The sequence below is a fragment of the Streptomyces sp. NPDC039424 genome, from assembly GCF_055639495.1.
Map to the genome: position 1 here is coordinate 100,154 of NZ_JBVKAI010000022.1, position 23,733 is coordinate 123,886.

Here is a 23,733-nt window from a genome sequence, read left to right on the forward strand (position 1 = left end):
CGCGTTGAGGAAACATCCGTACCTTTCCGCTCGCCGGGCCGAAGGGAGGTAGCCCGTGCTCTTCCTGGTTGCCGCCCTGCTCCTGCTGGGCGTCGTGGTGGGGGCCGCCGCGTATCTCCCCTGGCCCGTCACGCTCGTCCTGGGCTCGGCGATCGCCTTGTGGCTCCTGGTCTTCGCGGCCCGCGAACGGCGCCGCCGCCGGACGAGGAGGGCCTAGCCGATGCGACTGACCGCACCTCCCTCACGCCGGACGGGCCGACGGGACACCGAGGGCATGGCGGTGGCCTCCTTCGTCCTCGGACTCGTCGGCCTGCTGGTACTCAACATCGTCCTCGGCCCGATCGCGATCGCCCTGGCCGTCATCGCGCTGCGCCGCGACACCCCGCGCCGGTTCCGTGCGCTGCTCGGTCTCGGTCTGGGCATCGCCGACCTCGTGGTGCTCGCCGTGCTGACGGCCGTGCACGGTACGGCATCATGGTCCTTCTGGGGCGGATAGGAACGGGCGCACCGACTGCCGTCGACGGGGCGGCCCGGACTCCGCTTGCTCTGCGGCTCGTCGGGTAGGGCGATGGAGTGACGATGACACCCGTCCGACGCGGAGCTGATGGAAAGTGATGTGGTCGTGACCCATCCCGGCGGGCCCGGCAAGGAGCGAGCGCAGGGACCGGGCGATGGCCCGGAAGCCGTCGCGAGGGAGATCGCCGACGCCGTGGAGAACCTGACGACCCTGTGGTCACTGGCCGCTCAGGAGGCGGCTCTGCGGCTGTCCCTCCACCAGTTGCGGGCGCTGCGGACCGTGGAGGCGGCGCCGGGGGTGAACTTGACCGCTCTGGCGGAACGGCTGGACATAGGTCTCCCCACCGCCAGCCGGCTGTGCGACCGGCTGGAGGCGGCCGGGCTGCTCGAGCGAGCCCTCCATCCGCACAAGCGGCGCGAGGTGCAGCTCAGGCTCACCACCCACGGACGGCATGTGCTCCGCGATGTCGCGGCGCGCCGCAGGCAGGCCTTGGCGGCGGCGCTGGCGGCGATGCGGCCCGCCGAACGCTCGGCGCTGAGCCGCGGCATGGCGGCCTTCCTCGCGACACGGCACACCGGGCCGCCCGGCCGGGACGGCCCCGGCACGTCCTGACGTCCGGTCAGGCGCCGTCGCCCTCCCGAGCCCCGTTCGGCCCGACGGGCTCGGGCACGGTGCGGCACAGCAGGAGGCAGATGTCGTCGTCGCGTTCGGAGTCGTGCAGCATCGGCTTGAGCAGGGAGTCGGCGCAGGCGTCGAGGTCCTCGAGCTCCGCCGGGCTGAGCGCGGCCAGCGCCTGGGCGAGACGGTCGATGCCGGGATCGATTCCCTGCGACCGCCGCTCGACCAGGCCGTCGGTGTACAGGGCCAGCGTCGAACCGGGCCGGACGCGGACGACGTGGTCCTCGTACTCGTAGGAGACGGGCACCCCCAGCATGATCCCCGGTTTGGTGTCGAGGACGTGCACCTCGCCGTCGGGAGAGCGCAGCACGGCGGGTGGGTGCCCGGCCGCCGCCCACAGGACGTCGGGGTCGCCGGGCCGGAAGCGGGCGATGACGGCGGTCGCGTACAGCTCGGGCTGCTGGTGGCGGAGCATGTGGTGCAGCCGGGTCAGGATCCGGGCCGGGCTGTCGCCCTCCACGGCGTAGGCGCGCAGGGCGGTGCGCAGCTGGCCCATGATCACGGCCGCCCGCAGCCCGTGCCCGGTGACATCCCCTATGACGGCGAGCACGCTGCCGTCGGGCTGGGCGAAGGCGTCGTACCAGTCGCCGCCGATGTTGAGGCCGTGGGTGGCGGGAAGGTAGCGGGCGGCCAGGAACAGGCCCTCGGTGCTGGGGAGTTCGGTCAGCTGGGCGCGTTGCAGGGCCTCGGCGGTGTCCCGGTGCTGTTCGTAGCGGCGGGCGTTGTCCAGGGCGATGGCCAGGCGTCTGGCCAGTTCGAGGAGCATGACGCAGGTGTCCGGGTCGAACCGGGGGCCGGGCGCGGTCAGCGTCAGCACGCCCAGGACGCCGCGTGCGGTGAGCGGGACGCACAGCAGCGGCCGGTCCGGGGACAGGACGGAGGGCGGGTGGTCCTCGACGCCGGGCAGGCCGCCGGGGTGGCCGGCGGCGTACTGGGGGCGGCCGGTGCGGGCGGCGGCGACCGCGGCGGCCGGGCGACCGCCGTGGTGGGCCGTCTGTTCGTCGTCGAAGAGCCAGATCTCGACGTGGTCGGCGTAGTCGGGGACGAGGAGCTGGGGCAGCCGGCGCAGGATGTCCTCGTGGTCGAGCGAGGCGGTCACCACGGCGCTGGCGGTGGCCAGGAAGGTCAGCAGGCGCCGCGCGTTCTCCGCCGCGGTCCGCGCGGCACGTTCGGCGTCGAGGAGTTCGCGCTGGGCGCGGGAGGCGGCGTCGAGTTCGGCGTGGAGGGCCAGGACTCCCTGGTTCGTCTGGTGGAGTTCCTCGCGGTGGAAGCGGACCAGTTCCTCCAGCTCGTCGAGTCTGCCGAGGACGGCCGCGGTGTCCTCGTCCGCGGCCAGGAGCCCCTCGGCCAGGTCGAGGCCGTCGCACTCCGCCGGGCGGTCGGTCCCGGTCCGCCGTACGGAGCGGGGGCAGTCCAGCGTGAACCGCCACGGCGGTGTCTCCCGCGCCGGATCGGCGGCCGGCCGTACGTCGACCCGTACCCGCCGGTCCCGGTCGGCGTTGGGCTGCTCGGTGGAGACGACGAGTTCCGCGCCGCCCTGATCGAGGCACTGCCGCAGCCGGGCGGTGAGGGCCGTCAGGAAGCGGGCGCGTTCGAGTGGAGGCGCGCCGGCGGCCGCCGCGAGACGTGCGGCGGCGGTACGGGCACGCGCCGCGTCGGCGGCCGAGGCGATGTGCCAGACATCAGGGGCTGTGGTCATGGGTGCTGGTCCGGCGGTCGGGGGCGAGTACGGCCACGCTGGTGTCGTCGCGTACGGGTCGGGCGGGGCTGCTGGCGTCCCGCAGGATGACCGCGGCGACCACCGCCGGGTCCTGCCGGAGCAGTCCGGTGTCGTCGGGTGGTGACCAGCGGCTGGGCAGTCCGTCGCTGTGCAGGACGAGCACGCTGTCGCGAGTCCACGGCACCCGCCGCACGGGCACGCCGGCCGGGAAGTGGGCGCCGACGATGCCGGGATGGGAGACCAGCGCCTCCCACGCCTCGGCGGTGTGCAGCCGGGCACCGATGTTGCCGACGCCGGCGAAGTGGAGTTCCTCGGCGTCCTCGTCCAGTTGTGCCACGGCGATCGCCGCTCCCCGGGTGCGGCGCAGCGCCGTGTGCAGGCGGCGCAGGAGGTCGGCGGGCGGCAGATGCGCCGCGCGGTGCAGCTCCTCGACCGCGGCGGCCGACGCCTCGGCCGCCTTGACGCCGTGGCCGAGGCCGTCGGCCAGCATCAGGGTCGTACGGGGGCCGGAGCGCGCCCAGCTCCAGGCGTCGCCGGAGTGCTCGGCCTGGGCGAGGGGGATGTTGATCCCGCCCGCCCGGGTGGCGGGGGCGGGAGCCGCCCGCCGGGTGGCGGCTTCCTGGTCTATGCGTGCCATGGCCACGGTTCCCCGGCCGCGCGCGCTGTGCAGGTCGAAGGCGCTGGAGATGCGCCGGCAGGTGCCGAGGCCCGCGCCGAGGGAGGTGGTGGCGGTGGTGTAGCCGTCGCGCATGGCCGCGGTGACGTCGGTGATGCCCGGACCGTGGTCGAGGGCGAAGAGCTGCACCGACGGTCCGTGGGCCCTCTCGTCCGCGGGCGGGGTCCGGACGAGGTTGATCACGACCCGGCCGCCGCCCGCGTGCTTGAGCAGGTTGGTCGCCAACTCCGTGGCGGCCAGCGCCGTGACCGCGGTGCGGTGCGGGCCGAGGCAGGCCCGGGCGCTGGCTTCCTCGGCCGCCACCCGGACGTCCCGCACCCGGGTGGAGTCGTGCACCGGGATGTCCCACACCCGGCTCATCGCGGCTCCGAGCGGGAGGCGGGCACCCCGGCGGCCCAGGCGATGACGGTGACGGTGGTGCCCCGGCCGGGCTCGGTGTCGATGGTGAGCTCGTGCACCAGCCGCCGGGCCCCGCTCAGGCCGAGGCCCAGGCCGCCGCCGGTGGTGTAGCCCTCGGTCATCGCCAGCTCGACGTCCCGGATGCCGGGGCCGGTGTCGGTGAAGGACAGCCGCAGTCCGCGGGTGCGTCCGTTGTCCAGGGGGATGATCTCCGCGTGGCCCCCGCCGCCGTGCACGAGGGTGTTGCGGGCCAGTTCACTGGCCGCGGTGACCAGTTTCGTCTGCTGCACCAGACCGAAGCCCAGATCGGCCGCGGTCTGGCGCACCTGCTGCCGTACCCAGGCGAGGTCCGCGTCCGAGCCGATGGGCAGCGTCGTCGCCGCAGCGGGGCGGGAGGCCGGCCTCACGTGCCTCCCTTCCTTCGGTCGACGTGCCGGTCGGCGGAGGCCGCCGGTACGGGCTGGGAGAGCAGTTCCATCGCGCGTTCGACGTCGAGGGCGGTGGCGAGGCCGGGCAGGGTGAGCCCCAGCTCGACCAGCGTGATCGCCACGGCGGGGCGCATCCCGGCCAGTACCGTGCGGGCCGCCAGCAGCCGGGCGCTGGAGGCGATCTCGGCGAAGATCCGGCCGAGGAAGGAGTCGACGATGTCCACGCCGGAGACGTCGATGACCACGCCGGTGACCCGGCTGTGGGCGATGCGTTCCGTGATGTCCTGCTGGAGCTGCTCGGCCATCTCGTCGTGCAACTCGCCCTGGAGGGTGACCAGCAGGACGTCTCCCAGTGCCAGGACCGGGACCGTGGGCCCGGGGAACGTACCGGTCACCGCGGGCTCACTCCGGCGTCCGTGCTCGGCGAGACCTGGATGCCCTGCTGGCTGAGCGCGTGGGCGAGGGCGTCGGCCAGGGAGGCGCGGGTGAGCACCGAACCCAGGTCGATGCCGAGGTGCACGATGGTCTGCGCGATCGCGGGCCGGATGCCGGAGACGATGCACTCGGCGCCCATCAGCCGTGCGGCGGCCACCGTCTTCATCAGATGCTGGGCGACCAGCGAGTCGACCGTGGCCACGCCGGTGATGTCGAGGATGGCGAACCGGGCGCGCTGCTCGACGATCGCCTCCAGCAGGCTCTCCATGACGATCTGGCTGCGGGCGCTGTCCAGGGTGCCGATCAGCGGCACCGCGACGGTGCCCTCCCAGAGTTTGATCACCGGGGTGGCCACTTCCAGCAGTTGCTGCCGCTGCCGCGAGATCAGCTCCTCGCCCTCGCTGAGGGCGGTCTCCATCACGAGCAGGCGCAGGGTGTCCAGCAGTACGGTGAGGGCCAGCAGGCTCTCGACCGCCCGCGGGCCGGACGGGTCGGCGAACTCGTCCCGCAGCAGTTCGACGGCCGGCGGGCGCAGACCGGCCACCTCGCGGGCGGTCTGGGCCGGGCTGAATCCCGTGCGGGACAAGGACGCGGCCATCCGGCCGAGTTGGTCGCGCACCGCGTCGAAGCCGGGCGCGTCGATGTCCTCCAGCTCTCCGGAGCGGGCCACTTCGACCAGGGCGTCCACCACGGTCTTGCACGCCTCCACGGCCTCGTCCCGGGACACGGTGAAGACCGTACGGAACAGGGTGGCGTCCGCCCAGCGCTGGGCGATCTGCTCCCGGCGCCGCTCCAGGAAGTCACCCACCTGACGCGCCACCGGTTCGTCCGCCGCCTGCTGGTCCGACACTTGCATCGTCTCCCTCTGCCCGGGCTTCGCGCCTGGGGGTCGTCGGCCCGCTCCGGCCGATCATTGCCGTATGACAAACATTAGCGCTGCGCGCGCGGCGCGAACAACACGTGATCGCGACGGCCCGGCAGCCCTCTCTTCTTGCTGTGCCCGTCAGCGCCCGTGCCAGTCCAGACACACCACCAAAGCGTCATCCCCGGGCAAGCCTTGACCCCGGTGACCCGACAGCTCACGCAGGATGGCCCTGGGGACCTCGGCCGCCGGCAGCAGCCGGGTGGCCGTGATGGCCCGGGCCAGGGCGGATTCCCCGTAGGCCTCTCCGCCGGGGGAGGCGACCGCGTAGACGCCGTCGCTGACGAAGACGAGCCGGTCGCCCGGTTCGACCTTGAACTCCTGTGCCACGTAGTCGGTCTCCTCGAACATGCCCAGCGGCAACTGCGCGTCGAAGGTGACGTGTTCCACGTCGCCGTCGCGCAGCCGCAGCAGCTGCGGGGAGCCGGCGTCCACCACCCGGGCGCGTCCGGTGGCCAGTTCGAACTCGAACATGAGTACCGAGAGGTAGCAGCGACCCCGGTAGTGGGCGTAGACGGCCTGGTCGGCGAGCGCGGCCTGGTCGGCCATCGGGATGCCGGCCCGCCGCGCGTTGCGCAGGGCGTTGATGGCCAGGTTCGTCAGCAGGGAGGCCTCTATGCCCTCGCCCATGCCGTTGGTGACGTAGAGCATGAGGTGGTCCGCCGTCGCCGACCAGTCGAAGTTGTCGCCGAAGATGGCGTACGCCGGTTCCAGTTGCGCGCCCAGCTCGTACTCGGGGCGCGCGCAGGAGCGGCCGGGCAGCAGCTGCCACTGCATCTCGGCGGCGAGGGTGAGCCGGTCCTTGCGCCGCGCCTGGACGTAGAGGTCGGTGTCCCGTTCGGCCACCACCAGCTCGTGCCCGAGCACCTCCGCGATGTCCGCCAGCTCGCCCAGGCGGCCGCGCACCGGGACCCCGCCCAGCAGGGTCACCGACAGCACGCCGAGCCGGTCGCCGCGCACGGTCACCGGCAGGTGGACGCATGCCCGGCCGTCGCGGAGGGCTTCCACGAACGGCTCCTGGGCGCCGAAGGCCCGGCCGGCCGGGCTGGTGTGCACCGGTACCGGTTCGAGCGTGTGCGGCAGCACGGACACCGGCTGCAGCACGGTCAGGCCGTAGTCGGCCATGAAGAGCTCGACGGACTCCGCCGCGTACTGATCCGTCAGTACGCGGCGGGCTGCGTCGAGCAGGGCATGGGGCGCCGCCTTGCGCAGTGCGCGCTCGGCGGTGACGAATCTGTTCACGACGGTAAATACACCAATCCTTCACCGGACACCTACAGACCTCGTTCCCCGTACGAGGCGGTTCAGTTCAACCGGGCCGCGGTCCGGGCCTCTTCGGCCGGCCGCCGCCTAGTACGCTGACGGGCGTCCCAGTGCCTGCGAGAGTGTGACCGTGACTACCTTCCGCCCCCGCCCGGAGCCCGCCGAGGTCGCACGGGTGACCGCGACGGCCGCGGAGCTGCTGGAAGTCCTGTGGGGCCGGGCCTCGACCGCGCCGGCGTCCGCGTCGCAACTGCGCGTCCTGCTCATCCTCGAACACCACGAGGGCATCAACCTGCGCACGCTCGCCGACTCCCTCGCCTCCACCCCGCCCTCGACCAGCCGCCTGTGCGACCGGCTGCAGGCCGCCGGGTTCGTCCGGCGCGTGGTGAGCCCGGCCGACCGGCGCGAGGTGCGACTGCACCTCAGCAGCCGGGGCCACGCGTTCCTCGCCGATCTGCGGACGCGCCGGGAGAGCACGTTGCAGGCGGTGCTGGACCTGATGCCCACCGGCAAGCGGACCGCGCTGCTGGAGGGGCTGGAGGCGTTCTGCGACGCGGCGGCCACGCAGATACACGACGATGCCGAGGGCCCTGGCAGCCAGACCGCCTGAATCGCGGGCCGCGGCGCGGACGCGGAGCGGCGCGAGCCGACCGGAACATTCCAGATCCTTCCCCGTGCCCGTCCGACACGGTTACTTTGTTGCCCCGCGACTATTGTTGTCAAACGGCAACTGTTCTGCTGGGTGGGCCTGTGTGTTCCCCCAGGTACCCGCGGTTCCGGCTACTTCTCCCCGGTGTGGCCAAGGTCTCGGCGGGGACGGTCCGAGAGGGCGCCGCCCTCGGTGAGGGCCAGCTTCGCGAAGCGTTCGCCGATGCGGCGGTGGGTGGCGGCGTCCGGGTGCAGTCCGTCGGGCAGCGGCAGTTCCCCGGAGTCCGCCTCTCCGTAGAGTTCGCGGCCGTCGAGGTAGTGCAGGTTCGGGTCGTCCGCCGCCCGCTCCGCCACGATCCGGGCGAGCTCGTCCCGGATGACGCCCAGGGTCAGCTTCCCGCTCGCGCGTTCCGCCGGATCACCCATGGCCACGAACCGCAGCCGGCCGGCGCGGAGGCCGGTGAGGTCCGGGGCGCTGGGGCCGGGCGTGTCCTCGTGCATGGGGCACAGGATCGGCGAGACGACCAGCAGGGGCGTGTCCGGGTGGCCTTCGCGGACGGTGTCGAGGAAGCCGTGGACGGCCGGGGTGAAGGCGCGCAGACGCATCAGGTCGGTGTTGACCAGATTGATGCCGATCTTGACGCTGATCAGGTCGGCGGGGGTGTCGCGCAGGGTGCGGGCGGTGAACGGGTCGAGCAGGGCGCCGCCGCCGAAGCCGAGGTTGATGAGTTCCACGCCGCCGAGGGAGGCGGCGAGGGCCGGCCAGATGGCGGTGGGACCGGCCGCGTCGGAACCGTGGCTGATCGAACTGCCGTGGTGCAGCCACACCCTGCGGTCCGGGACCGGTGCGGGCTCGACGGGGGCGTCGGTGCGCAGGGCGACGATCTCGGTCGTCTCGTTGTGCGGGAGCCAGATCTCGACGTCCTTGACGCGGTCGGGCAGGCCGGTGAAGCGGAGAGTGCCGACGGGGCCGGACTGTCGCTCGGTGGTCCCGGTGGCCAGGTCGATGGTCAGGGTGATGCCGCCCGCCACGCTGCCGCGGCCGGCCGGGCGGCCGTCGACGAGCAGCTCGTACATGCCGTCCGGGCGGGGCGGGGCACCCACGTAGACCCGCTTGGTGGGCAGCGTGTCCAGTTCCACGGCGGTGGCCCGGGTGCGGAACGCGAGCCGTACGCCGGAGGGCTGGGACTCGGCCATGGCCAGTTGCGGGTCGGTGCACTGGGCGCGGGCCCGGGCGGGCAGCCGGTGCGGCAGCACGCCGTGCTCGGTGCGCTCCACTTCGAGGGCGCCGCGCAGGAGCTCCGCGGTGACGGGTGTGGTGATCCAGTCGTCCTGGGTGTGCATTGCCTCAACCTGTCGTTCAGGGGGTCCGGTCGGCGGGCCAGTTGCGCAGCAGGGCGTCGAGGGCGTCGATGATCCGTGTCCAGGTCTCCTGGGAGTCGGGGGCACTGTGGCTGAACCCCCCGCTCAGCTCCAGGCTGACATAGCCGTGGAAGACGCTGCCCAGCAGCCGGACGGCGTGCGTCCGGTCCGGCTCCGTCAGTTCGTAGCCGCGCAGGATCGCCCGCGTCATCTGGGCGTGCCGGCCGCCCGCGCTGGCCGCCGCGGTGGCCGGGTCGAGCCGCAACTGGGCCGCCGCGTAGCGGCCGGGGTGCTCCCGGGCGTAGTCGCGGTAGACGTTCGCCAGAGCGGCCAGCGCGTCCTTGCCGGCCCGCCCGGCCAGTGCGGCGGAGCCCCGGTCGGCGAGCTCCTCCAGGGCGAGCAGGGCGATCCTGGTCCTGAGGTCCTGGGAGTTCTTCACGTGCGAGTACAGGCTCGCGACCTTGACGTCGAACCGCCTGGCGAGTGCGGAGACGGTCACCTCGTCGAAGCCGACCTCGTCGGCCAGTTCGGCGCCTGCCCGGGCCAGCCGGTGCGGGGTCAGTCCTGCGCGCGCCACGCTCTCCCTCTCACTCGGAAGAGCCGATTATGCGGTTTCCTAAACCCTTTAGGCAACTCCACCTGCCTCTTAGGCATGCCTGACCGCCGTCAGCAGGCGGTGAGTTGCTCACGGTGGCTCACCGCGTTGTCGACCGCCACGACTCCGTACGGGGCGAGTACCCGCCGCAGGTGCGTCCAATAGTCCACGTAGGCGGGCCGTTCGGCGTCGAGGACGACGAGGTCGTACGACGCATCCGGGGCCTTCGCCAGCGCCTCGCCGCCGTCGCCGTGCACCACGTCCGCGTGGTCCGCGAGTCCGGCGCGGGCGAGGTTGCGGCGCGCCGCCGCCACCCGCTCCCCGTCGATCTCGACGGTGGTCAGCCGGCCCCCGGTGTCGCGCAGGGCGTCGGCGAACCAGATCGCGGAGTAGCCGTTGGACGTGCCGATCTCCAGCACGCGCGCGCTGCGCTGGACGCGGATCAGCAGGGCGGTCAGCCGGGCCGCCGCGGGGGTCATGTTGCGCAGTCGCAGCAGCCGGTCGGCCAGCGGCTCGTCGTGCGCACGGCCCTCGGCGTGGAGACCTTCCAGAAGTCCGGCCAGGCGGTGGTCCATCGTGGCGCCTCGGGTTCGGTCGGATTCGGCGGCGATCAGTTCGTACCGTACGGCCCGGCGGCCGGGCGTCCGGCTCCCGCGGCACACCGGCGAGTGCCCGGCCCCGATCAGGGTGAGGGCGAGCCTGGGTACACCCGGAAACACAGGTGAGTACGACGACTCAGGCGAGGCCCCGGGGCAGCCCGGAGGATGAAGGCATGACAACGCCCTCGCCGATCGCCCAGCCCCAGTTCCCCCACTCCGGCCCCGTGCCGGGCCCTCGGCCGGGCCCGTCGCGCCCGCGCCGCCGTCTGCTGCTGCTCGGCGGCGTCCTGGCCCTGGCCCTGTTGGCCGCGGGCGCCTGGTGGTTCGAGCGGGACGCGGGCGGACCGCTGGCGGGCCGGCCCCGGGTCACCGACACCGAGGCGGGACTGTCCTATGCCGTCCCGGAGGGCTGGAAGCACGACGCCGCCAAGGACAAGGACCTGATCGGCGCCTTCTCCTCGCAGATCACCAAGAAGTCGGGCGAGGGCGAGGCCGGCGGCTCCGTGGTCGCCGGCCGGGCCGGCCGGGCCGTGCCGCGCGCCGACCTGCGCGAGGTGACCGAGTCGGCCGCCCGCTCGAACGCCGAGTTCTTCTTCCCTGATCAGCCGGTCACCCTGGAGGAGTCCCGGGCCGCGACGGTCGACGGCCAGCCGGCTCACACGGTCGTGCTCGGCGTACGCGACGGCGAGGACGGCACCGCGCACCTGGAGATGACCCTGGTGACGGTCCACGGCGAGCGCACCTCCTTCGTCCTCGGCATCGCCACCGGCACACCGGGGACGGCGGCCGAGGCGGAGATCGACGCGATCCTGGACAGCACGGCCGTCGCCTGAGCGCGGGCCACTGGGAGAACCGGTGTCACGAGGCCTCCAGGTCGGCGGCCAGCTCCGTCCGCCAGGACACGGACATGCGCCGGGCCAGGATGGTCTCGGCCGCGACGGGCACCGGCAGCCGGACGAACTCGCGCAGCGCGTGGAGGGCCTGCTCCCTTACCGTCCAGGCGCCGAGGTCCTCCTGGCTCACCGGGCCCTCTCTCCACCGCCCCGGCCCGTAGACCAGCTGCCGGGCCGCCCACGTCTCGGCGGCGACGGTGCGGATGCGCAGGTCCAGGGGGCCGTCGGGCGCCAGGTCCACTGGCTCACCTCGCCCGATCCCCGCCATGGCGTCCGCCACCTCCCGGTATCCGTCGACACGGGTCTCCGCCGCCAGCCGCGCGAGCTGCGCCGCCATCGCCGTGCGCAGCCGCCTCGGCGGTGTCCGCTCGACCAGTCCGGGCAGGTCGAAGTCCCGTATCCCGGAGACGTACCGGTGCTCGTCCTCGTCGAGGTCGTCCAGGATGGGCAGCAGCAGGGCGCTGGTCAGCTCGGCGTCCGCGTCGTCCTCCGGCCGGTACCGGATCCCGAAGTCCCGCTCCAGGTCCGCCAGGAAGCGGGTGTACGCGGCCGAGGAGCCGGGCCACGGATCCGGGCCGAGACGCAGGACGGCCTGTGCGGGACCGGGCACCGCCGCGTGGCCCTCGCGTGGGGAGTCGGCCTGGTGGGCCCGCTCCGGATCCGGCACTCCGTTCTCGGCGACGGTGACCCGGACCCGCGGTCCCTGCTTGGTCAGGACGATGGCCCGGGTGCCCGCGGAGACTCTGCGCACCACATCGGGCCGTACGAGCTGGGCGGCGACCCCGTCCTGCATCCCGTACGCGCCCTCCTGCGTCGCGTACGCCCAGCCGCCGACCGTGCCGGCACGGACCATCGGACGGTAGGCCGCCCATGGCGCGACGGCCGACTCGCGTGCCCGCCGCCGGCTGCGGGGCCGGAGCGTCTCGGGTATCGCGCCCATGCGGCGCAGGAGTTCCTCGGGGGTGATGCCTGCCACGAACACCACGTCGGGCTGGATCGGCGCGGGCGCCGGAGGACTGCTGTGGCGGAACCTGACGAAGAGGAGCCGCTGCCCGCCCGGCCCCCGGACGGGGTCGGGGTCCGGTTCGGCCGGGGCGGACGGTTCCGGTTCCGGTTCGCCTGCCGCCAGGGCGAGGGGGGAGACCGGGTCGGGGACGGCCGTCGTCTCTTCGTCCCACAGCAGGACGCCGTCCACGGCCAGCGGCGTACGGCCGTTGAACGTGGTGCCGTTCTCCAGCGCGTCCGCGTAGTCGGCCAGGACGTGACGCAGCGACGGCCACTCGGTGAAGGACGGGGCGTCCTCGTCGAAGTAGCGGCCGGGGCGGCCCCAGTTCGGACCGGCATGGCAGGACAGGAAGAGGCCGTCGGAGGACTGCCAACCGATGCCGAGGGTGATCAGCAGCCAGTCGTGGTGCCAGTAGGCGGCCAGTTCGTCGTAGTCCTCGTCGTCCTCGTCGAGGGCGTCGTCCGGATCGAGGTCGGCGCCGATACCGCGCAGGAACACGGTGCTCTCGACGATGGCCGCGATGCTCGACGGGGGCCCGTAGTAGGCCAGCACGGGGGCCCCGTCCTCGAGTTCCACGCCGTCGTGGCAGCGCAGTGAGGCTCTCAGGTCGGGGTGGAAGGCGACACCGAGCGCGCGTTCGGCGGCCTCGATGTCCGACGCGGCGGCGGGCGGGCGTAACCGGGCGTGGCTGAGGGGAGCGTGCCGGGCCAGCCAGGTGTCGATGCGGGCCCAGGAGTCCTCGACGGCGGGAGTGCTCATGGGCCCGACCCTACGGTCCGCCACTGACACCCCCCGGACGACGAGTCCGGGGGGTATGTACTCAGTAACTCGACCCCAGCGACTGGGTCGTGTAGGCGCACTCGGTGTAGATGTACCCGGAGCGGATCTTGGCGGTGTCCGAGGCGGGTGTCGCGGTGCTGTCGTGCGGTTTGTGCACGAAGTACGTGGTGCCGACGGGCAGGCTGATCGTCCGCTGCGGGTAGTTCTTGCCGCTGCTGCAGGGCTTGAATCCGCTCAGCAGCGTGCTGGAGAGGGAGTACGCCTTGCAGCTGCCGCAGCCCTTGAGGGTGAAGCTGCCGGTGACCGGGCCGGTGTAGAGGACGGTGATGTCGTGCGGGCTGTCGTTCTTGACGGTGACGGAGATGCTGCCGCCGGAGGCGGTGGTGGGCAGCTTCTTCCCGGCGGCCGGAAGCGTCTGGGCGACCTCGGCGGCGATGGACACCTTCTTGGCGCGGTCCCGGTTCTTGCTGTGCTTGTTGTCGGCGACGAACTCGTCCATGGTCTTCTGGGCCGCGTCGAAGTCGCCGTCCTTGTACTCGTCGACTCCGCAGGCGTACTGCCCCGCGTCGCCGCTCTTGCCGGCCCGGGCGGCGGCCTTTCCGAGACCGTCGGCCGCGCCCTGGGCCTGCTCCGACAGGGTGCTGATCCGGGTGTCCAGGCTGTGCAACCGCTCGACCGCGGCGCAGGGTTCGTCACCGCGGACGGCCTTCTCCGCCTCGCCCACCGCGGAGTCGACGGCGGGTACCACCTCGGTCGCCGGATCCGACTGGGGGAAGGTGTTCAGCAACTCGCCGAAGTGCGTGACCCAGTCCGCCTCACCGTCCGTCAGACTGCCGGACCCGCACTCGTACAGGGAGGTGGCCAGCCGGTCGTCGGGCCAGCGCGCCAGCGAGCCGAGCTGTTTCCTCGGCATGGCGCGGGGCACCGTACGCAGGTACTTCAGCGGCTCGATCGCGTCGCAGTATTCCTTGTGGCCGTAGGCCGCGCCGACCGTGGCGTAGTAGGTCCGCATCCGGTCGGGGACCTCCCCGGCGGCGCGGGAGCCGGAGTGGTTGACCGCGAGGTCCCTGTAGACGTCCAGGGCCGTGCGGTAGTCGGACCTGCCGGTGTCGAAGGAGTGCCGGCCGGCCGCGGTCACCAGGCGGTCGGCCCGTTCCAGCCGGTCGAGCAGGGACTGCTCCACGGCTTCCTTGTGGGCGTCGTCGTACCAGACGGCCCCGCCTGCCGGTACGGCGAGGAGCAGCACGCCCAGCACAAGCGCCAGGGGCGGTCGTCCCGGCCAGGTCAGCCGGGTGCGCAGTCCGGCGATCGCGCCGTGGACGGCCGCGAGCAGCAGGAACACGGCGTAGACGGTGAGCGCGAACCCCGGGACGCCGTCGGCGTCCGCGGGCAGGGCGACGAGCAGCAGTACGACGGTCGCCACCAGGCAGGCGGCCATCGAGACCCATCTTCGGATGAGCGCGTATCCGAGGCCGAGGCCGCTGAGGTTGAGCACGGCGACCGCTGCCGCCCGCAAGGCGTCCGGCGGCGCCGGCGGCGGACTCGACGGCATGGGTGGTACGGCGAATTGCTGGTTCGGGTCGTACGGACCGTACGGATTCCCTGACATGATGGCTCCCCCCTCAAAAGCGCCCGCATGTCTGCGGGTTGGCAGTGTACGGCCGAGGGCGCGGACTCGACAGAGGAGTCTCACGACGACGGTACGGTGTGATCAGGGCGTCAGAACCGCGTGGACCACGGTCTTGGACGACGCCATGACGTCGGCCACGAACCGCGAGGGTGCGAGGCCGAGCCGGCGCAGGGCACCTGCGTGGTCGGCGGCAACCACCAGGCAGACCGCGCACAGCAGGAGCTGCCACGCGGCCGTCACCGGCCGGCGCAGCGGGCGCGGCAGTTCCCGGAAGGAGGCGTGCAGCCGCTCGCAGTGGAACGGCACGTGGCGTTCCTCGTCGGCCAGGATGCGGCCCGCCACGTCCGAGGTGAGCGGGTCGCCGGCGCCGTCGCGCAGGGCGCGGTAGTACCGCAGGGCCACCACTTCCGCGATCATCAGCACCAGCAGTTCCGTACGCAGCCCCATCAGCCGTCGCAGCCGTACGAAGGCCTTGTCGCTCCAGTGCCCGTCCAGCGTCGGCATGCCGCCGGCGGCGAGCAGGCGGGCCAGCAGCCGGGCGTGGTTCTGTTCCTCGGCGACGAACAGCTTCACCGCGTGGGCGTAGTCCAGGTCGCCGGCCTGTTCGGCCTTGGCGATGAGGTTGGCGCCGTCGCCGTCCTCGCCGACCTGGAAGCGCTGGATGCTCGCCCACACCGCGCGGTGCAGGGCCGCTCCCCGTGCCCAGTCCGGGTCCGGCTGTGCCTGTCTGCGCTCGTGCTCCTCCTCGAACCGGTGTGTCCACTCGGCGAATCCACTCGTCCGCACTCGCTCTCCCTTCGTACCCCGTCCCTGGACACGGCCCCGGTGTGCTGGTCGGTGTCCTGGTCGAGAAGGACGCGGACGGTGGCCGAATCGTTCCGCCGGTTTCCGTCCGCCGGGAGGCTTCAGCGGGGGTCGGGCCGGCGGCGCCCGTCGTCGCCGTCCGTCGGCGCGCGGCCGGGCGGTGCTTCGCCCGCGGTGAGATGCTCCAGCACCTCGGCCAGTTCCTGACAGGCCCGCTCCACGGACATCCTGGTGTTGCGCTGCTCGGTGATGACGGCCGACAGCAGCAGGGCGGTGAGCGCCATCGCGCCGTTGAAGGCCTGGAGCTTGATCATGACTTCGACGCCGGTCAGCCCCTCGAAGGGACCGGTGTGGTCCGTCGCCGCGATGGTGGCCAGGACCGAGGTGAGGAGGGCGCACAGCATGCTGCCCGCCAGCTGGAAACGCAGGGCCGCCCAGATGAGGAGCGGGTAGACGAGGAAGAGCAGGCTGACGGAGCTGTGGGTGGCCAGCGGTACGAGGGCGCAGGCGACGACGGCCACCACCGTGGCCTCCTTCCACCGCGACATCCGCGGGCGCCGCCGGGCCGCGAGCGGCAGCAGCAGGATCGGGGTGACGATCAGGACGCCCATCGCGTCGCCCACCCACCAGGCCAGCCAGACGAGCCAGAAGCCGTCCGTGGCGAGCTTGCCCGCCAGGACGAGGAGGCCGACTCCGACGGTCGCGCTGATCAGCATGGCGGTCAGCGCCCCGAGGAACACCAGCGCGAGGCCGTCCCGGAAGCGGCCGAGCTCGGTCCGGAAGCCGACCCGGCGCAGCATGAGGCAGGCGCAGACGGGTGCGGCGGTGTTGCCGAGGACGATGCCGATGGCGTCGGGCCGCGGCGAGGCGATGGACATGATCACGAGGAGGGCGCCGAGCGCGATACCGGGCCAGACGCGGATCCCGAAGATCAGCAGGCAGGCCACCGCGAGGCCGGTCGGCGGCCAGATGGGTGTGACCACGGCGTCCTCGACCACCAGCCGGCGCAGGAGTCCGATCCGCCCTGCCGCGTAGTAGCAGGCGGCGACAGCCAGCGTCCGGAGGGCGAAGACGGCCGGTCGGCGCAGATCCTGGATACCCACCACAGAAGCCATCAGACACCGAGGCCGTCCGGTCGGCGAGGCGGGGGACGTGGCGTCCGCGGCCGGGCGCGAGGGGCGGGCCGGCTCCGGCGGCCGAAGGCATGATCCACAAGGCCGCTCTACGGCCCGAAGCCGGGTGCGCTCCTCCGGCTCGACGACACGGCAGACGACACGGCCGGCCCGGCGTGCGCGTCGATCCCGTCGTGGCCCACGACCAGGACGGCCGCGTCGTCCTCGTGTCCCACCTGTTCGGCGCCCTTGATCACGGCGGCGGCCAGCGCGTTCGCCTCCAGGCGGGCGACGGCGGCGATACCGGCGAGCCGTGCCACCTGGCCGAGTCCTTCCTCGACGCTCAGGGTGGGCCCCTCCACCACGCCGTCCGTCAGCAGGACGAAGACCCCGCCCGTGGTGAGCCGGAACCGGGCCACCGGGTACTCCATCCCCTCCGCGACGCCGAGCGGCGGCCCGCACTCGTCCTCGGCTATGCCGGACTTCCCGTCCGCCGTGGCCCAGACGAAGGGGATGTGGCCGGCCCGTGCGCTCTCCAGCACCCCGGTGGCCGGGTCGAGCCGTACGAAGGTGCAGGTGGCGAAGAGGTCGCTGCCGAGGGAGAGCAGCAGGTCGTTCGTGCGGGCGAGGAGCTCGCCCGGTTCGCTCGTCACGGAGGCGAGCGCGCGCAGTCCGACCCGCACCTGGCCCATGAAGGCCGCCGCCTCGATGTTGTGGCCCTGGACGTCACCGATGGACAGGCCTATGCGGCCGTCGGGCATCGTGAAGGCGTCGTACCAGTCGCCGCCCACGTTGAGGCCGTAGCAGGCGGGCGCGTACCGCACGGCCAGGTGGACGCCGGGGGCCGCGGGCAGGTCCCTGGGAAGCATGCCGCGCTGCAGCGCGATGGCCAGTTCGACCTGGGAACGCTGCAGCTCCGCGCGCTGACGCGCCTGGGCGGTGAGCGAACCGAGTCTGGTCAGCAGCTCATCGCCGTCGTCCGTGGTGCGCTTGCGGGGCATCGATCACTCCGGCGGGGCAGCGGCCACATTCCGGCAAACCCCTAGATTTTACCTTTAGAGGATCATAGCGACTCCAGTGCGTGGGCGGCAGCGGCCGTCCGCCCACGCAAGGCGCCGGAGTGATACGGGCCTGGCGGCTCGGGTCAGCCGACGTCGGAATCGATGCCGGTGATCACCGCGGGCCCCAGGGGCGCGCTGCCGGCGTCGATACCGGCGTCGCGCAGCGCGGCACCCGCGAGGTCCCGGGCGTCCGCCTCGGCGTGGGGGCCGGTGTCCGCCTCCACGGTGAGACGGATGGTGAAGGTGTTGTCGTCATTGACGGTGAGGGCGTCGAGATCCTCCGTGGTGCCCGTGCGCGTGGTGTGGGGATCGGCCGGCCGCAGCGCCCGGCTCAGCCGTGCTCGCTCGTCTTCCTCGATCCCGTCGGTGAAGGTGCCGGGAACGGTGATCAGGTACGTGGTCATGACGATCCTTTCCTCTGATGCACACCGCCTACCCCGATCACGCGCCCAGGTCTGCCGTGACCGCGGAAAGATTTCCGGGACGGGCGGACGCGGTCCCGGCCGCCCGTCATGTGCCGGGACACCGCGGATAGAACGAACTCAGCCCGGAGCCCGGCATGTTGGTGGGCGTGTCGTCGTCGGTCCGCTCCGCGTCGACGGTGTACCTGCCGGTGTCGTCCGCGAGGCCCGTGGACCTGTTCCCGAGGTGGGCCCGGGTCTGGTACACGCCGTCACCCGCGTAGGTGAAGGCGGCCAGGTCGGGGTAGCGGTCGTGGTCGTAGTCGCCGACGGCGACGCCGCGCGTCTCGCCGAGGTCGACGTGCCGGGGGTCGTGACCGCGGCCGGCCTTCGAGAAGGGGCCGCGCCTCAGTTCGGCCAGGCGCGGCTCGATGGGGTCGTCGCCCTGCCACTCGCCGGTGGCCACGATGAGGAGGTCGCTCCATCCGTCGCGGTCGAAGTCCGCCACGGCGCCCAGGACGTCCTCCCCGCCGAGACCGCCGGCCAGTTCACGGACGCCGACACGTTTCCCGTCGCCGGACCCGGCGGCGAACGTCAGGGTCAGCCCGGAGCCGGTGCCGGAGGGGTCGGAGACCCGGTCGGCGCGGCCGTCGGCGTCCAGGTCGGCGATCAGGTCTGCGGACGTGGTCACGCACGCCTCGATCGCGGACGGCGCCCCCGGGCGCGGCGGCGCCGTTCCCTTGAAGGTGTTGTACCAGCCGGCGAGGAACAGCACGACCGCCGCCACCGCGACAGCGACTCGGGCCGGGCGGCCGGCGGGCACGGGCAAGGACATCGGTGCATGATGCCATGTCAGCCGGTGGCCAGCCGGCGGAGCTCGTCGACCGAACCGTTGAACCTGTCGTGGTCGCCCACCGTCGGCCCGGACGAGGTGTACTGCCACATGGTGTACGCCGACCAGCCGGCCGGCAGCGCGCCGACCGCCGACGCGTACCGGGCGACCCACAGCGGGTTGGTCCTGCCGAAACCGGTGTGGCCGCCCGTGCAGCTGTTCCACCAGCTGGTGGAGGTGTAGATGACCGCGTCGCGGCCGGTGCGGGACCTGTACCGGTCGAGGAAGTCGCGGAGCCAGCTGACCATCGCGCTCGGCGTCTTGCCGTAGCAGTCGTCGCCGTAGGGGTTCCACTCGATGTCGAGCGCGCCGGGCAGCGTGGCCCCGTCACCGCTCCAGCCGCCGCCGTGGTCGACGAAGTAGTCGGCCTGGGCGGCGCCGCCGCTGGTGTCGGGGGTGGCGAAGTGGTACGCGCCGCGGATCATGCCGGCGGCACGCGCGCCGCCGTACTGCGCGGAGAAGGAGGGGTTGGTGTAGTAGGTGCCCTCGCTGGCCTTGGTGTAGGCCCACTTGACGCCGCTGTTCCACAGGGTCGACCAGGCGACGTCGCCCTGGTAGCTGGAGACGTCGACGCCTTCGGTCTGGCCGGCCCGCGAGTCGGGCGACCCGGGGCTCCAGCCGTCGTGGGCGATGACCCCCATGCCCATGTGGGCGGAGCCGCGGGCCGGGGTGTCCTCGGCGGACGAGGGGACGGCGAACAGGGAGAGGAGCAGTGCCAGGGCGGCGGCCGGGGCACCGGTCGCGAGCAGGCGGGCACGGACGGGGTGAAGGGCTATGGATCGCACGCTCACCATCTGACCCGCCCTCACCCGCCGTCGCATGTCAAGGGGCGTCCGGTGAGGGCCCATAGAGGACAGAAGGCTCCGTCCGGGTGACAACTCGCCGTGCTCGGGCCGCCTTCAGCCCTGACCGGCATGCGTGTGACTGTGCGACACCTCGGGCGGGCAGGGCCGCGAGGCGAGCCGGCGGTCGCGCAGCCAGTCGTGGACCGCCAGGCCCAGGGCGCACAGTACGGGCACGACGCCGGAGCCGACGGCCAGGGCGACGGCGGCGCGGTAGCCGTGCGGAGGGGCGCCGAGGACGACGTAGAACAGCCCGGGCAGTGCGGCCGTACCGACGGCCCCGCCCAGTCGCTGGCCCGTCTGGAGCGCGCCGCCGGCGGCTCCGGCCATCCGTACCGGTACGTCGCGCAGCGTCATCGTCACGTTGGGGGAGATCACGCACCCGCTGCCCAGGCCGCCGAGGAGCAGGGCGGGCAGGGTCAACCACATCGCGCCGGCGCCGGGCGCGAGGCGCAGGATCAGCGCGGTCGCGCCGAGGCCGAGGGCCACGGCGGCCAGTCCGCACACGGTCAGCAGTCTGCCGAGCCGTTCCACCAGGCGGCCGGCGACCGCCGCGGCCACGGCGGAGCCGATCGCGAACGGCGTCACCGCGAGCCCGGACCGCAGGGGCGAGTAGCCCAGGCCGTCCTGGAAGAACAGGGCGAATACCAGCCACACCCCGCTGAAGCCGACGAAGTACAGCGCGGCGATGGCGGCGCCGACGGCGTATCCGCGCGCCTCGGTCACCAGCCGGGGATCGAGCAGCGGCCGGCCGTCCCGGGCGGCGACCCGCCGTTCCCACCCGGCGAACGCGGCGAGGAAGACGAGGCCGAGGAGGAACAGCCACCACAGCCGCCGTACCCCGCCGGACTCCGCCAGCACCAGGGGAAGCATCAGGCCCAGCACCCCGCAGCCCAGGAGCAGCACGCCGCCCAGGTCGAGCCGCTCCCGTCGGCCCGGGGTCCCCTTGGGCAGCAGCCGGAAGCCTAGGAGCAGCGCCAGGGCGCCGACCGGTACGTTCACGTAGAAGATCCAGCGCCACCCCTCGGGGCCGTCGGCCAGCTTGAGGATCAGCCCGCCCACGACGGGGCCGACGGCGCTGGAGATGCCCACGGTCGCCCCGAAGAGGCCGAAGGCGCGTCCGCGCTCGGCTCCGCGGAACATCTGCTGGATGAGGGCGGAGTTCTGCGGGGCGAGACAGCCCGCGGCGACTCCCTGCGCCAGCCGGGCCGCGACGAGCAGGGTGATCGTGGGGGCCGCGCCCGCCGCGGCGCTGCACCCGACGAACGCGCCGAGCGCCAGCAGGAAGACCCGGCGCCGGCCGATCGTGTCCCCGATCCGTCCGGCGGTCACCAGTACCAGGGCGAAGGCCAGGGCGTAGCCGGAGACCACCCACTGGATGGCGGGTGCGCTCGCGTGCAGCTCCCGCTGCATGGACGGCAGCGCGACCGCGACGATCGTCACGTCGAGCAGGCTCATGAACCCGGCCACCAGCGTGACCGCCAGCGCCTTCCAGCGGCGGGGGTCGCCCCCGCCGTCCGCCCGTGTGCCCAGCTCCACCGGTCCGCTCCTGTTCCCCGTCGTCACGGCACTTGGCCGAGTACCCGTCTGATTCATGCCATGAGTCCGAAACCTTTCCGATCCGATCAAGAACTCTCGTATAGTGACCGCCAGTTACGCACCAAGCGTCACCACTCACTCACATCTGGACCCCGCCGATGACCGCGCCCACGCCCCCCGGCGACCGCCCCACCCTCCGTACGCTCGCCCCCGCCCTCGCGGTGACCGGCGTCCTGTCCGCGCTCGTCGTCGCGGCGGTCGGCCGGGCGCCGTCGTCGGTCCGCACCCCGCTCGCCTGGGGGGCGAGCGCGGCGGCGCTGGTGCTGTGCGCGGCCGTGGCGACGGCGGCGCACGCCGTGCAGAGCGCGCGCGGTGCCCGGCGCAGGCTGGAGACGGTGACCCAGGACCTCGGCCGGCTCCTGCAGCAGCAGGCCCGGGCGACCGAGGAGTCCCGGCAGGAGCAGCAGCGCCTGATCGACGAACTGGCCGAGCAGCGGGCGGAGTTGGTCGAGTCGTTCGACCAGGAGCGGACGCGGTTCGAGGCGGACGCGGCGCAGCTGCTGGACGACCTGGACCGGGAGAACGCCCGCCTCGGCGCGGAGCTGGAGCGCGCCACCCGGGAGCGCGCCGCGGCCATCGCCGCGACGTCCAGCGCGGCCGGCCGCATGCAGGCCCTGGCCACCGCCATCCTCGCCGACCTGCGCGCGATGGAGGACCGCCACACCGACGAGGACGTCCTCGCCGACCTCCTCCACCTCGACCACCGCACCGCCCAGGCCGGCCGGCTCGCCGACTCCATCGCCGTACTGACCGGTGCGCGCACCGGTCGCCGCTGGGCGCGGCCCATCGGGATGGAGTCGATCCTGCGCGGCGCGATGGGCCGGATCGGCGGCTACCGCCGGGTGCGGGTGCACTCGGTCAGCGATCTGGCCGTGGCCGGACACGCGGCCGAGGGCGTGATGCACGCGCTGGCCGAGCTGCTCGACAACGCCGCCAACTTCTCGCCCCCGACGGCCGAGGTCCATGTGTACGTCGAGGAGGTGCCGGCCGGCGTCATCGTGTCCGTGGAGGACAGCGGACTGGTGATGGGCGACGTCCAGCTGCGCCGCGCCGAACGGGCGGTGGGCGGTGACAGCTCCGAGCTGGGCGGTCTGACCGGCACCCGGCTCGGGCTGGCCGTGGTCGGCCGGCTGGCCCGCAAGCACGGCCTGAAGGTGTCCTTCCGCCCCTCCGCACGCGGCGGCACCGGCGTGCTGGTACTCATCCCGCAGGAGATCCTCACCAGCCCGTACGCCGCCGAGTCCCCGACGGCCGCCGAATCGCCTGCCCCTGTCGCCGCGCCACCTCGCCCCGCCGAGCCGGACACCCCGGTCCCGTCCGCCGCGGTGCCCGGGAGGGGCGCCGACCCGGCGCACGAGCCCGCCGACGGTGACGCGGACGACCGGTCGACGACCCTGCCCAAGCGGCGCCGGGGCCGTACGCTCGCCGCCGCCGAGCGGGCGAGGCCGGTGCCCCGGCCCGCCGAGCCGGGCGCCACTCCCCCGGCCGCCGAGCCGCGTACGCCCGCCGCAGACGACGCCAAGGTCCGCGCCGCGCGCTTCAGCAGCTTCCGCCAGGCCGTCCGGACGCCCGGCACCGGCCGTCCGGAACCGGAGAGCACGGACGCGCACCGGCTGGGCCGGCGCGACGACGCCGCCGGTCCGCCCGAAGAGGCCGAGCACTCCTTCGACACCCCCTCCCACCCGCACGCCCACCCGGAAGGCGACACCACTCCATGACCGGCAGGACCACCGTCGACGAGAAGCTCACCTGGCTCATCGAGGGCCTCCTGGAGCGCACCCCGGGTGCGCGGCACGCGCTCGTGCTCTCCCGGGACGGGCTGAAGCTGTGCCGCACCCCGGAACTGACCGTGGACCAGGCCGACCAGCTCGCGGCCATCGCGGCCGGCATCCAGTCGCTGTCGCACGGGGCGTCCGTGGAGTTCGGCGACGGCAGCGGAGGCGTGCGCTCGGCGATGACCGAGTTCTACGGGGGCGTGCTGTTCATCGTCGAGGCCGGCGAGGGCGCCCACCTGGCCGTGGTCACCACCGAGGACGCGGACCCCGGGCTGGTCGGGCACAACATGAGCGAACTGGTGGAGCAGCTCGGCGAGCATCTGACCGCTCAGCCGCGCAGCTCATGAGCCGCCCCGGCCGGGACGACGCTCCCGACCGCCTGTACACCATCACCGGCGGGCGCAGCCGGTCCGCTCCCGACAGCCCCTTCGACCTGGTCACGCTCGTCGTCGCCGAGTCGTCGCCCGCCCCCGGGATGCAGTCCGAGCACGCGGCGATCCTGCGCCTGGCCGAGTTCCCCACCTCCGTGGTGGAGATCGCCGCCGAGCTGGGGCTGCCCGTGAGCATCACCAAGGTCCTGCTGTGCGACCTGCTGGCGGCGGGCCGTGTCAGCGCCCGCCACCCCCGCAGGGCGGCCGTCGCCGACCCCGACATCCTGGAGCAGGTGCTCGTTGCACTCCGTAACCTCTGACGCGC

Annotated in this window: 26 protein-coding genes; 8 read left to right on the plus strand and 18 right to left on the minus strand. The window is 73.2% G+C overall.

The window, feature by feature from the left end; all coding sequences use genetic code 11:
• The first annotated feature begins 55 nt into the window (after positions 1–55).
• The 3 genes from ACZ7L0_RS36735 (at position 56) to ACZ7L0_RS36745 (ending at position 1,129) form a co-directional block, all read left to right on the plus strand.
• The gene (locus tag ACZ7L0_RS36735; RefSeq protein ID WP_471246907.1) at positions 56–217 is read left to right on the plus strand and encodes a hypothetical protein; all 162 of its coding nucleotides are present in this window, start codon (positions 56–58) and stop codon (positions 215–217) included.
• A gap of 3 nt (positions 218–220) precedes the next feature.
• A complete protein-coding gene (locus tag ACZ7L0_RS36740) occupies positions 221–496 on the plus strand; it encodes a DUF4190 domain-containing protein (protein WP_471246908.1) in 276 nt (91 codons plus the stop codon).
• A gap of 126 nt (positions 497–622) precedes the next feature.
• A complete protein-coding gene (locus ACZ7L0_RS36745) occupies positions 623–1,129 on the plus strand; it encodes a MarR family winged helix-turn-helix transcriptional regulator (protein WP_471246967.1) in 507 nt (168 codons plus the stop codon).
• 7 nt (positions 1,130–1,136) lie between these two features.
• Here the strand turns inward: ACZ7L0_RS36745 and ACZ7L0_RS36750 are convergent, their stop codons facing one another.
• The 6 genes from ACZ7L0_RS36750 to ACZ7L0_RS36775 all read right to left on the minus strand — a co-directional run bounded on the left by ACZ7L0_RS36750 (position 1,137) and on the right by ACZ7L0_RS36775 (position 7,017).
• Positions 1,137–2,894 carry a PP2C family protein-serine/threonine phosphatase gene (locus ACZ7L0_RS36750; RefSeq protein WP_471246909.1) on the minus strand — a complete coding sequence of 586 codons (1,758 nt, stop codon included), beginning with the start codon at positions 2,892–2,894 and terminating at the stop codon, positions 1,137–1,139.
• A complete protein-coding gene (locus tag ACZ7L0_RS36755) occupies positions 2,878–3,951 on the minus strand; it encodes an ATP-binding SpoIIE family protein phosphatase (RefSeq protein WP_471246910.1) in 1,074 nt (357 codons plus the stop codon). The genes ACZ7L0_RS36750 and ACZ7L0_RS36755 overlap by 17 nt, the downstream gene beginning before the upstream one ends.
• Entirely contained in the window at positions 3,948–4,397 is a 450-nt protein-coding gene (locus tag ACZ7L0_RS36760; RefSeq protein ID WP_471246911.1) for an ATP-binding protein, read from the minus strand. The genes ACZ7L0_RS36755 and ACZ7L0_RS36760 overlap by 4 nt, the downstream gene beginning before the upstream one ends.
• Positions 4,394–4,813, minus strand: coding sequence for an STAS domain-containing protein (locus tag ACZ7L0_RS36765; RefSeq protein WP_471246912.1), 420 nt, complete (start codon positions 4,811–4,813; stop codon positions 4,394–4,396). The genes ACZ7L0_RS36760 and ACZ7L0_RS36765 overlap by 4 nt, the downstream gene beginning before the upstream one ends.
• On the minus strand, positions 4,810–5,709 hold the full coding sequence (locus ACZ7L0_RS36770; RefSeq protein ID WP_471246913.1) for an STAS domain-containing protein: 900 nt from the start codon (positions 5,707–5,709) through the stop codon (positions 4,810–4,812). The genes ACZ7L0_RS36765 and ACZ7L0_RS36770 overlap by 4 nt, the downstream gene beginning before the upstream one ends.
• 147 nt (positions 5,710–5,856) lie before the next feature.
• Positions 5,857–7,017, minus strand: a complete 1,161-nt coding sequence (locus ACZ7L0_RS36775; protein ID WP_471246914.1) for a PP2C family protein-serine/threonine phosphatase — start codon at positions 7,015–7,017, stop codon at positions 5,857–5,859.
• A gap of 145 nt (positions 7,018–7,162) precedes the next feature.
• Here ACZ7L0_RS36775 and ACZ7L0_RS36780 point away from each other — a divergent pair, with 145 nt between their 5' ends.
• Entirely contained in the window at positions 7,163–7,648 is a 486-nt protein-coding gene (locus tag ACZ7L0_RS36780) for a MarR family transcriptional regulator (RefSeq protein WP_471246915.1), read from the plus strand.
• Between the two features lie 170 nt (positions 7,649–7,818).
• Here ACZ7L0_RS36780 and ACZ7L0_RS36785 read toward each other — a convergent pair whose 3' ends face one another.
• The 3 genes from ACZ7L0_RS36785 to ACZ7L0_RS36795 form a co-directional block, all read right to left on the minus strand.
• Positions 7,819–9,030, minus strand: coding sequence for a GDSL-type esterase/lipase family protein (locus ACZ7L0_RS36785; protein WP_471246916.1), 1,212 nt, complete (start codon positions 9,028–9,030; stop codon positions 7,819–7,821).
• A 16-nt stretch (positions 9,031–9,046) separates the two neighbouring features.
• Complete coding sequence (locus tag ACZ7L0_RS36790; RefSeq protein ID WP_471246917.1) at positions 9,047–9,625, minus strand: TetR/AcrR family transcriptional regulator; 579 nt, start codon at positions 9,623–9,625, stop codon at positions 9,047–9,049.
• Between the two features lie 89 nt (positions 9,626–9,714).
• Complete coding sequence (locus tag ACZ7L0_RS36795; RefSeq protein WP_471246918.1) at positions 9,715–10,218, minus strand: O-methyltransferase; 504 nt, start codon at positions 10,216–10,218, stop codon at positions 9,715–9,717.
• 197 nt (positions 10,219–10,415) lie between these two features.
• Between ACZ7L0_RS36795 and ACZ7L0_RS36800 the strand changes: the two genes are divergently transcribed.
• Positions 10,416–11,075, plus strand: coding sequence for a DUF8017 domain-containing protein (locus tag ACZ7L0_RS36800; protein WP_471246919.1), 660 nt, complete (start codon positions 10,416–10,418; stop codon positions 11,073–11,075).
• Positions 11,076–11,100: 25 nt separating this feature from the next.
• Here ACZ7L0_RS36800 and ACZ7L0_RS36805 read toward each other — a convergent pair whose 3' ends face one another.
• The 9 genes from ACZ7L0_RS36805 to ACZ7L0_RS36845 form a co-directional block, all read right to left on the minus strand.
• A complete protein-coding gene (locus ACZ7L0_RS36805; protein WP_471246920.1) occupies positions 11,101–12,900 on the minus strand; it encodes an SMI1/KNR4 family protein in 1,800 nt (599 codons plus the stop codon).
• A gap of 61 nt (positions 12,901–12,961) precedes the next feature.
• The gene (locus ACZ7L0_RS36810; RefSeq protein WP_471246921.1) at positions 12,962–14,530 is read right to left on the minus strand and encodes a hypothetical protein; all 1,569 of its coding nucleotides are present in this window, start codon (positions 14,528–14,530) and stop codon (positions 12,962–12,964) included.
• A gap of 102 nt (positions 14,531–14,632) precedes the next feature.
• Positions 14,633–15,337 (minus strand): ferritin-like domain-containing protein, encoded by a 705-nt coding sequence (locus ACZ7L0_RS36815; RefSeq protein ID WP_471246922.1) that lies wholly within the window; start codon positions 15,335–15,337, stop codon positions 14,633–14,635.
• A 119-nt stretch (positions 15,338–15,456) separates the two neighbouring features.
• The gene (locus ACZ7L0_RS36820) at positions 15,457–16,470 is read right to left on the minus strand and encodes an MASE1 domain-containing protein (RefSeq protein WP_471246923.1); all 1,014 of its coding nucleotides are present in this window, start codon (positions 16,468–16,470) and stop codon (positions 15,457–15,459) included.
• Positions 16,471–16,577: 107 nt separating this feature from the next.
• Complete coding sequence (locus ACZ7L0_RS36825) at positions 16,578–17,468, minus strand: PP2C family protein-serine/threonine phosphatase (RefSeq protein WP_471246924.1); 891 nt, start codon at positions 17,466–17,468, stop codon at positions 16,578–16,580.
• A 143-nt stretch (positions 17,469–17,611) separates the two neighbouring features.
• Positions 17,612–17,932: a hypothetical protein gene (locus tag ACZ7L0_RS36830; RefSeq protein ID WP_471246925.1), complete on the minus strand. Its 321-nt coding sequence runs from the start codon at positions 17,930–17,932 to the stop codon at positions 17,612–17,614.
• Between the two features lie 106 nt (positions 17,933–18,038).
• Positions 18,039–18,764 (minus strand): FG-GAP repeat domain-containing protein, encoded by a 726-nt coding sequence (locus tag ACZ7L0_RS36835; RefSeq protein ID WP_471246926.1) that lies wholly within the window; start codon positions 18,762–18,764, stop codon positions 18,039–18,041.
• Positions 18,765–18,781: 17 nt separating this feature from the next.
• A complete protein-coding gene (locus ACZ7L0_RS36840; RefSeq protein ID WP_471246927.1) occupies positions 18,782–19,615 on the minus strand; it encodes a lysozyme in 834 nt (277 codons plus the stop codon).
• Between the two features lie 105 nt (positions 19,616–19,720).
• Complete coding sequence (locus tag ACZ7L0_RS36845; RefSeq protein WP_471246968.1) at positions 19,721–21,196, minus strand: MFS transporter; 1,476 nt, start codon at positions 21,194–21,196, stop codon at positions 19,721–19,723.
• A gap of 164 nt (positions 21,197–21,360) precedes the next feature.
• Here ACZ7L0_RS36845 and ACZ7L0_RS36850 point away from each other — a divergent pair, with 164 nt between their 5' ends.
• From ACZ7L0_RS36850 to ACZ7L0_RS36860, 3 genes are read left to right on the plus strand one after another with little or no spacing between them, the layout of a single operon-like run.
• Positions 21,361–22,980 carry a sensor histidine kinase gene (locus tag ACZ7L0_RS36850; protein ID WP_471246928.1) on the plus strand — a complete coding sequence of 540 codons (1,620 nt, stop codon included), beginning with the start codon at positions 21,361–21,363 and terminating at the stop codon, positions 22,978–22,980.
• Entirely contained in the window at positions 22,977–23,384 is a 408-nt protein-coding gene (locus ACZ7L0_RS36855) for a roadblock/LC7 domain-containing protein (protein WP_471246929.1), read from the plus strand. The genes ACZ7L0_RS36850 and ACZ7L0_RS36855 overlap by 4 nt, the downstream gene beginning before the upstream one ends.
• Positions 23,381–23,728 carry a DUF742 domain-containing protein gene (locus ACZ7L0_RS36860; protein ID WP_471246930.1) on the plus strand — a complete coding sequence of 116 codons (348 nt, stop codon included), beginning with the start codon at positions 23,381–23,383 and terminating at the stop codon, positions 23,726–23,728. The genes ACZ7L0_RS36855 and ACZ7L0_RS36860 overlap by 4 nt, the downstream gene beginning before the upstream one ends.
• Positions 23,729–23,733: the final 5 nt, after the last annotated feature.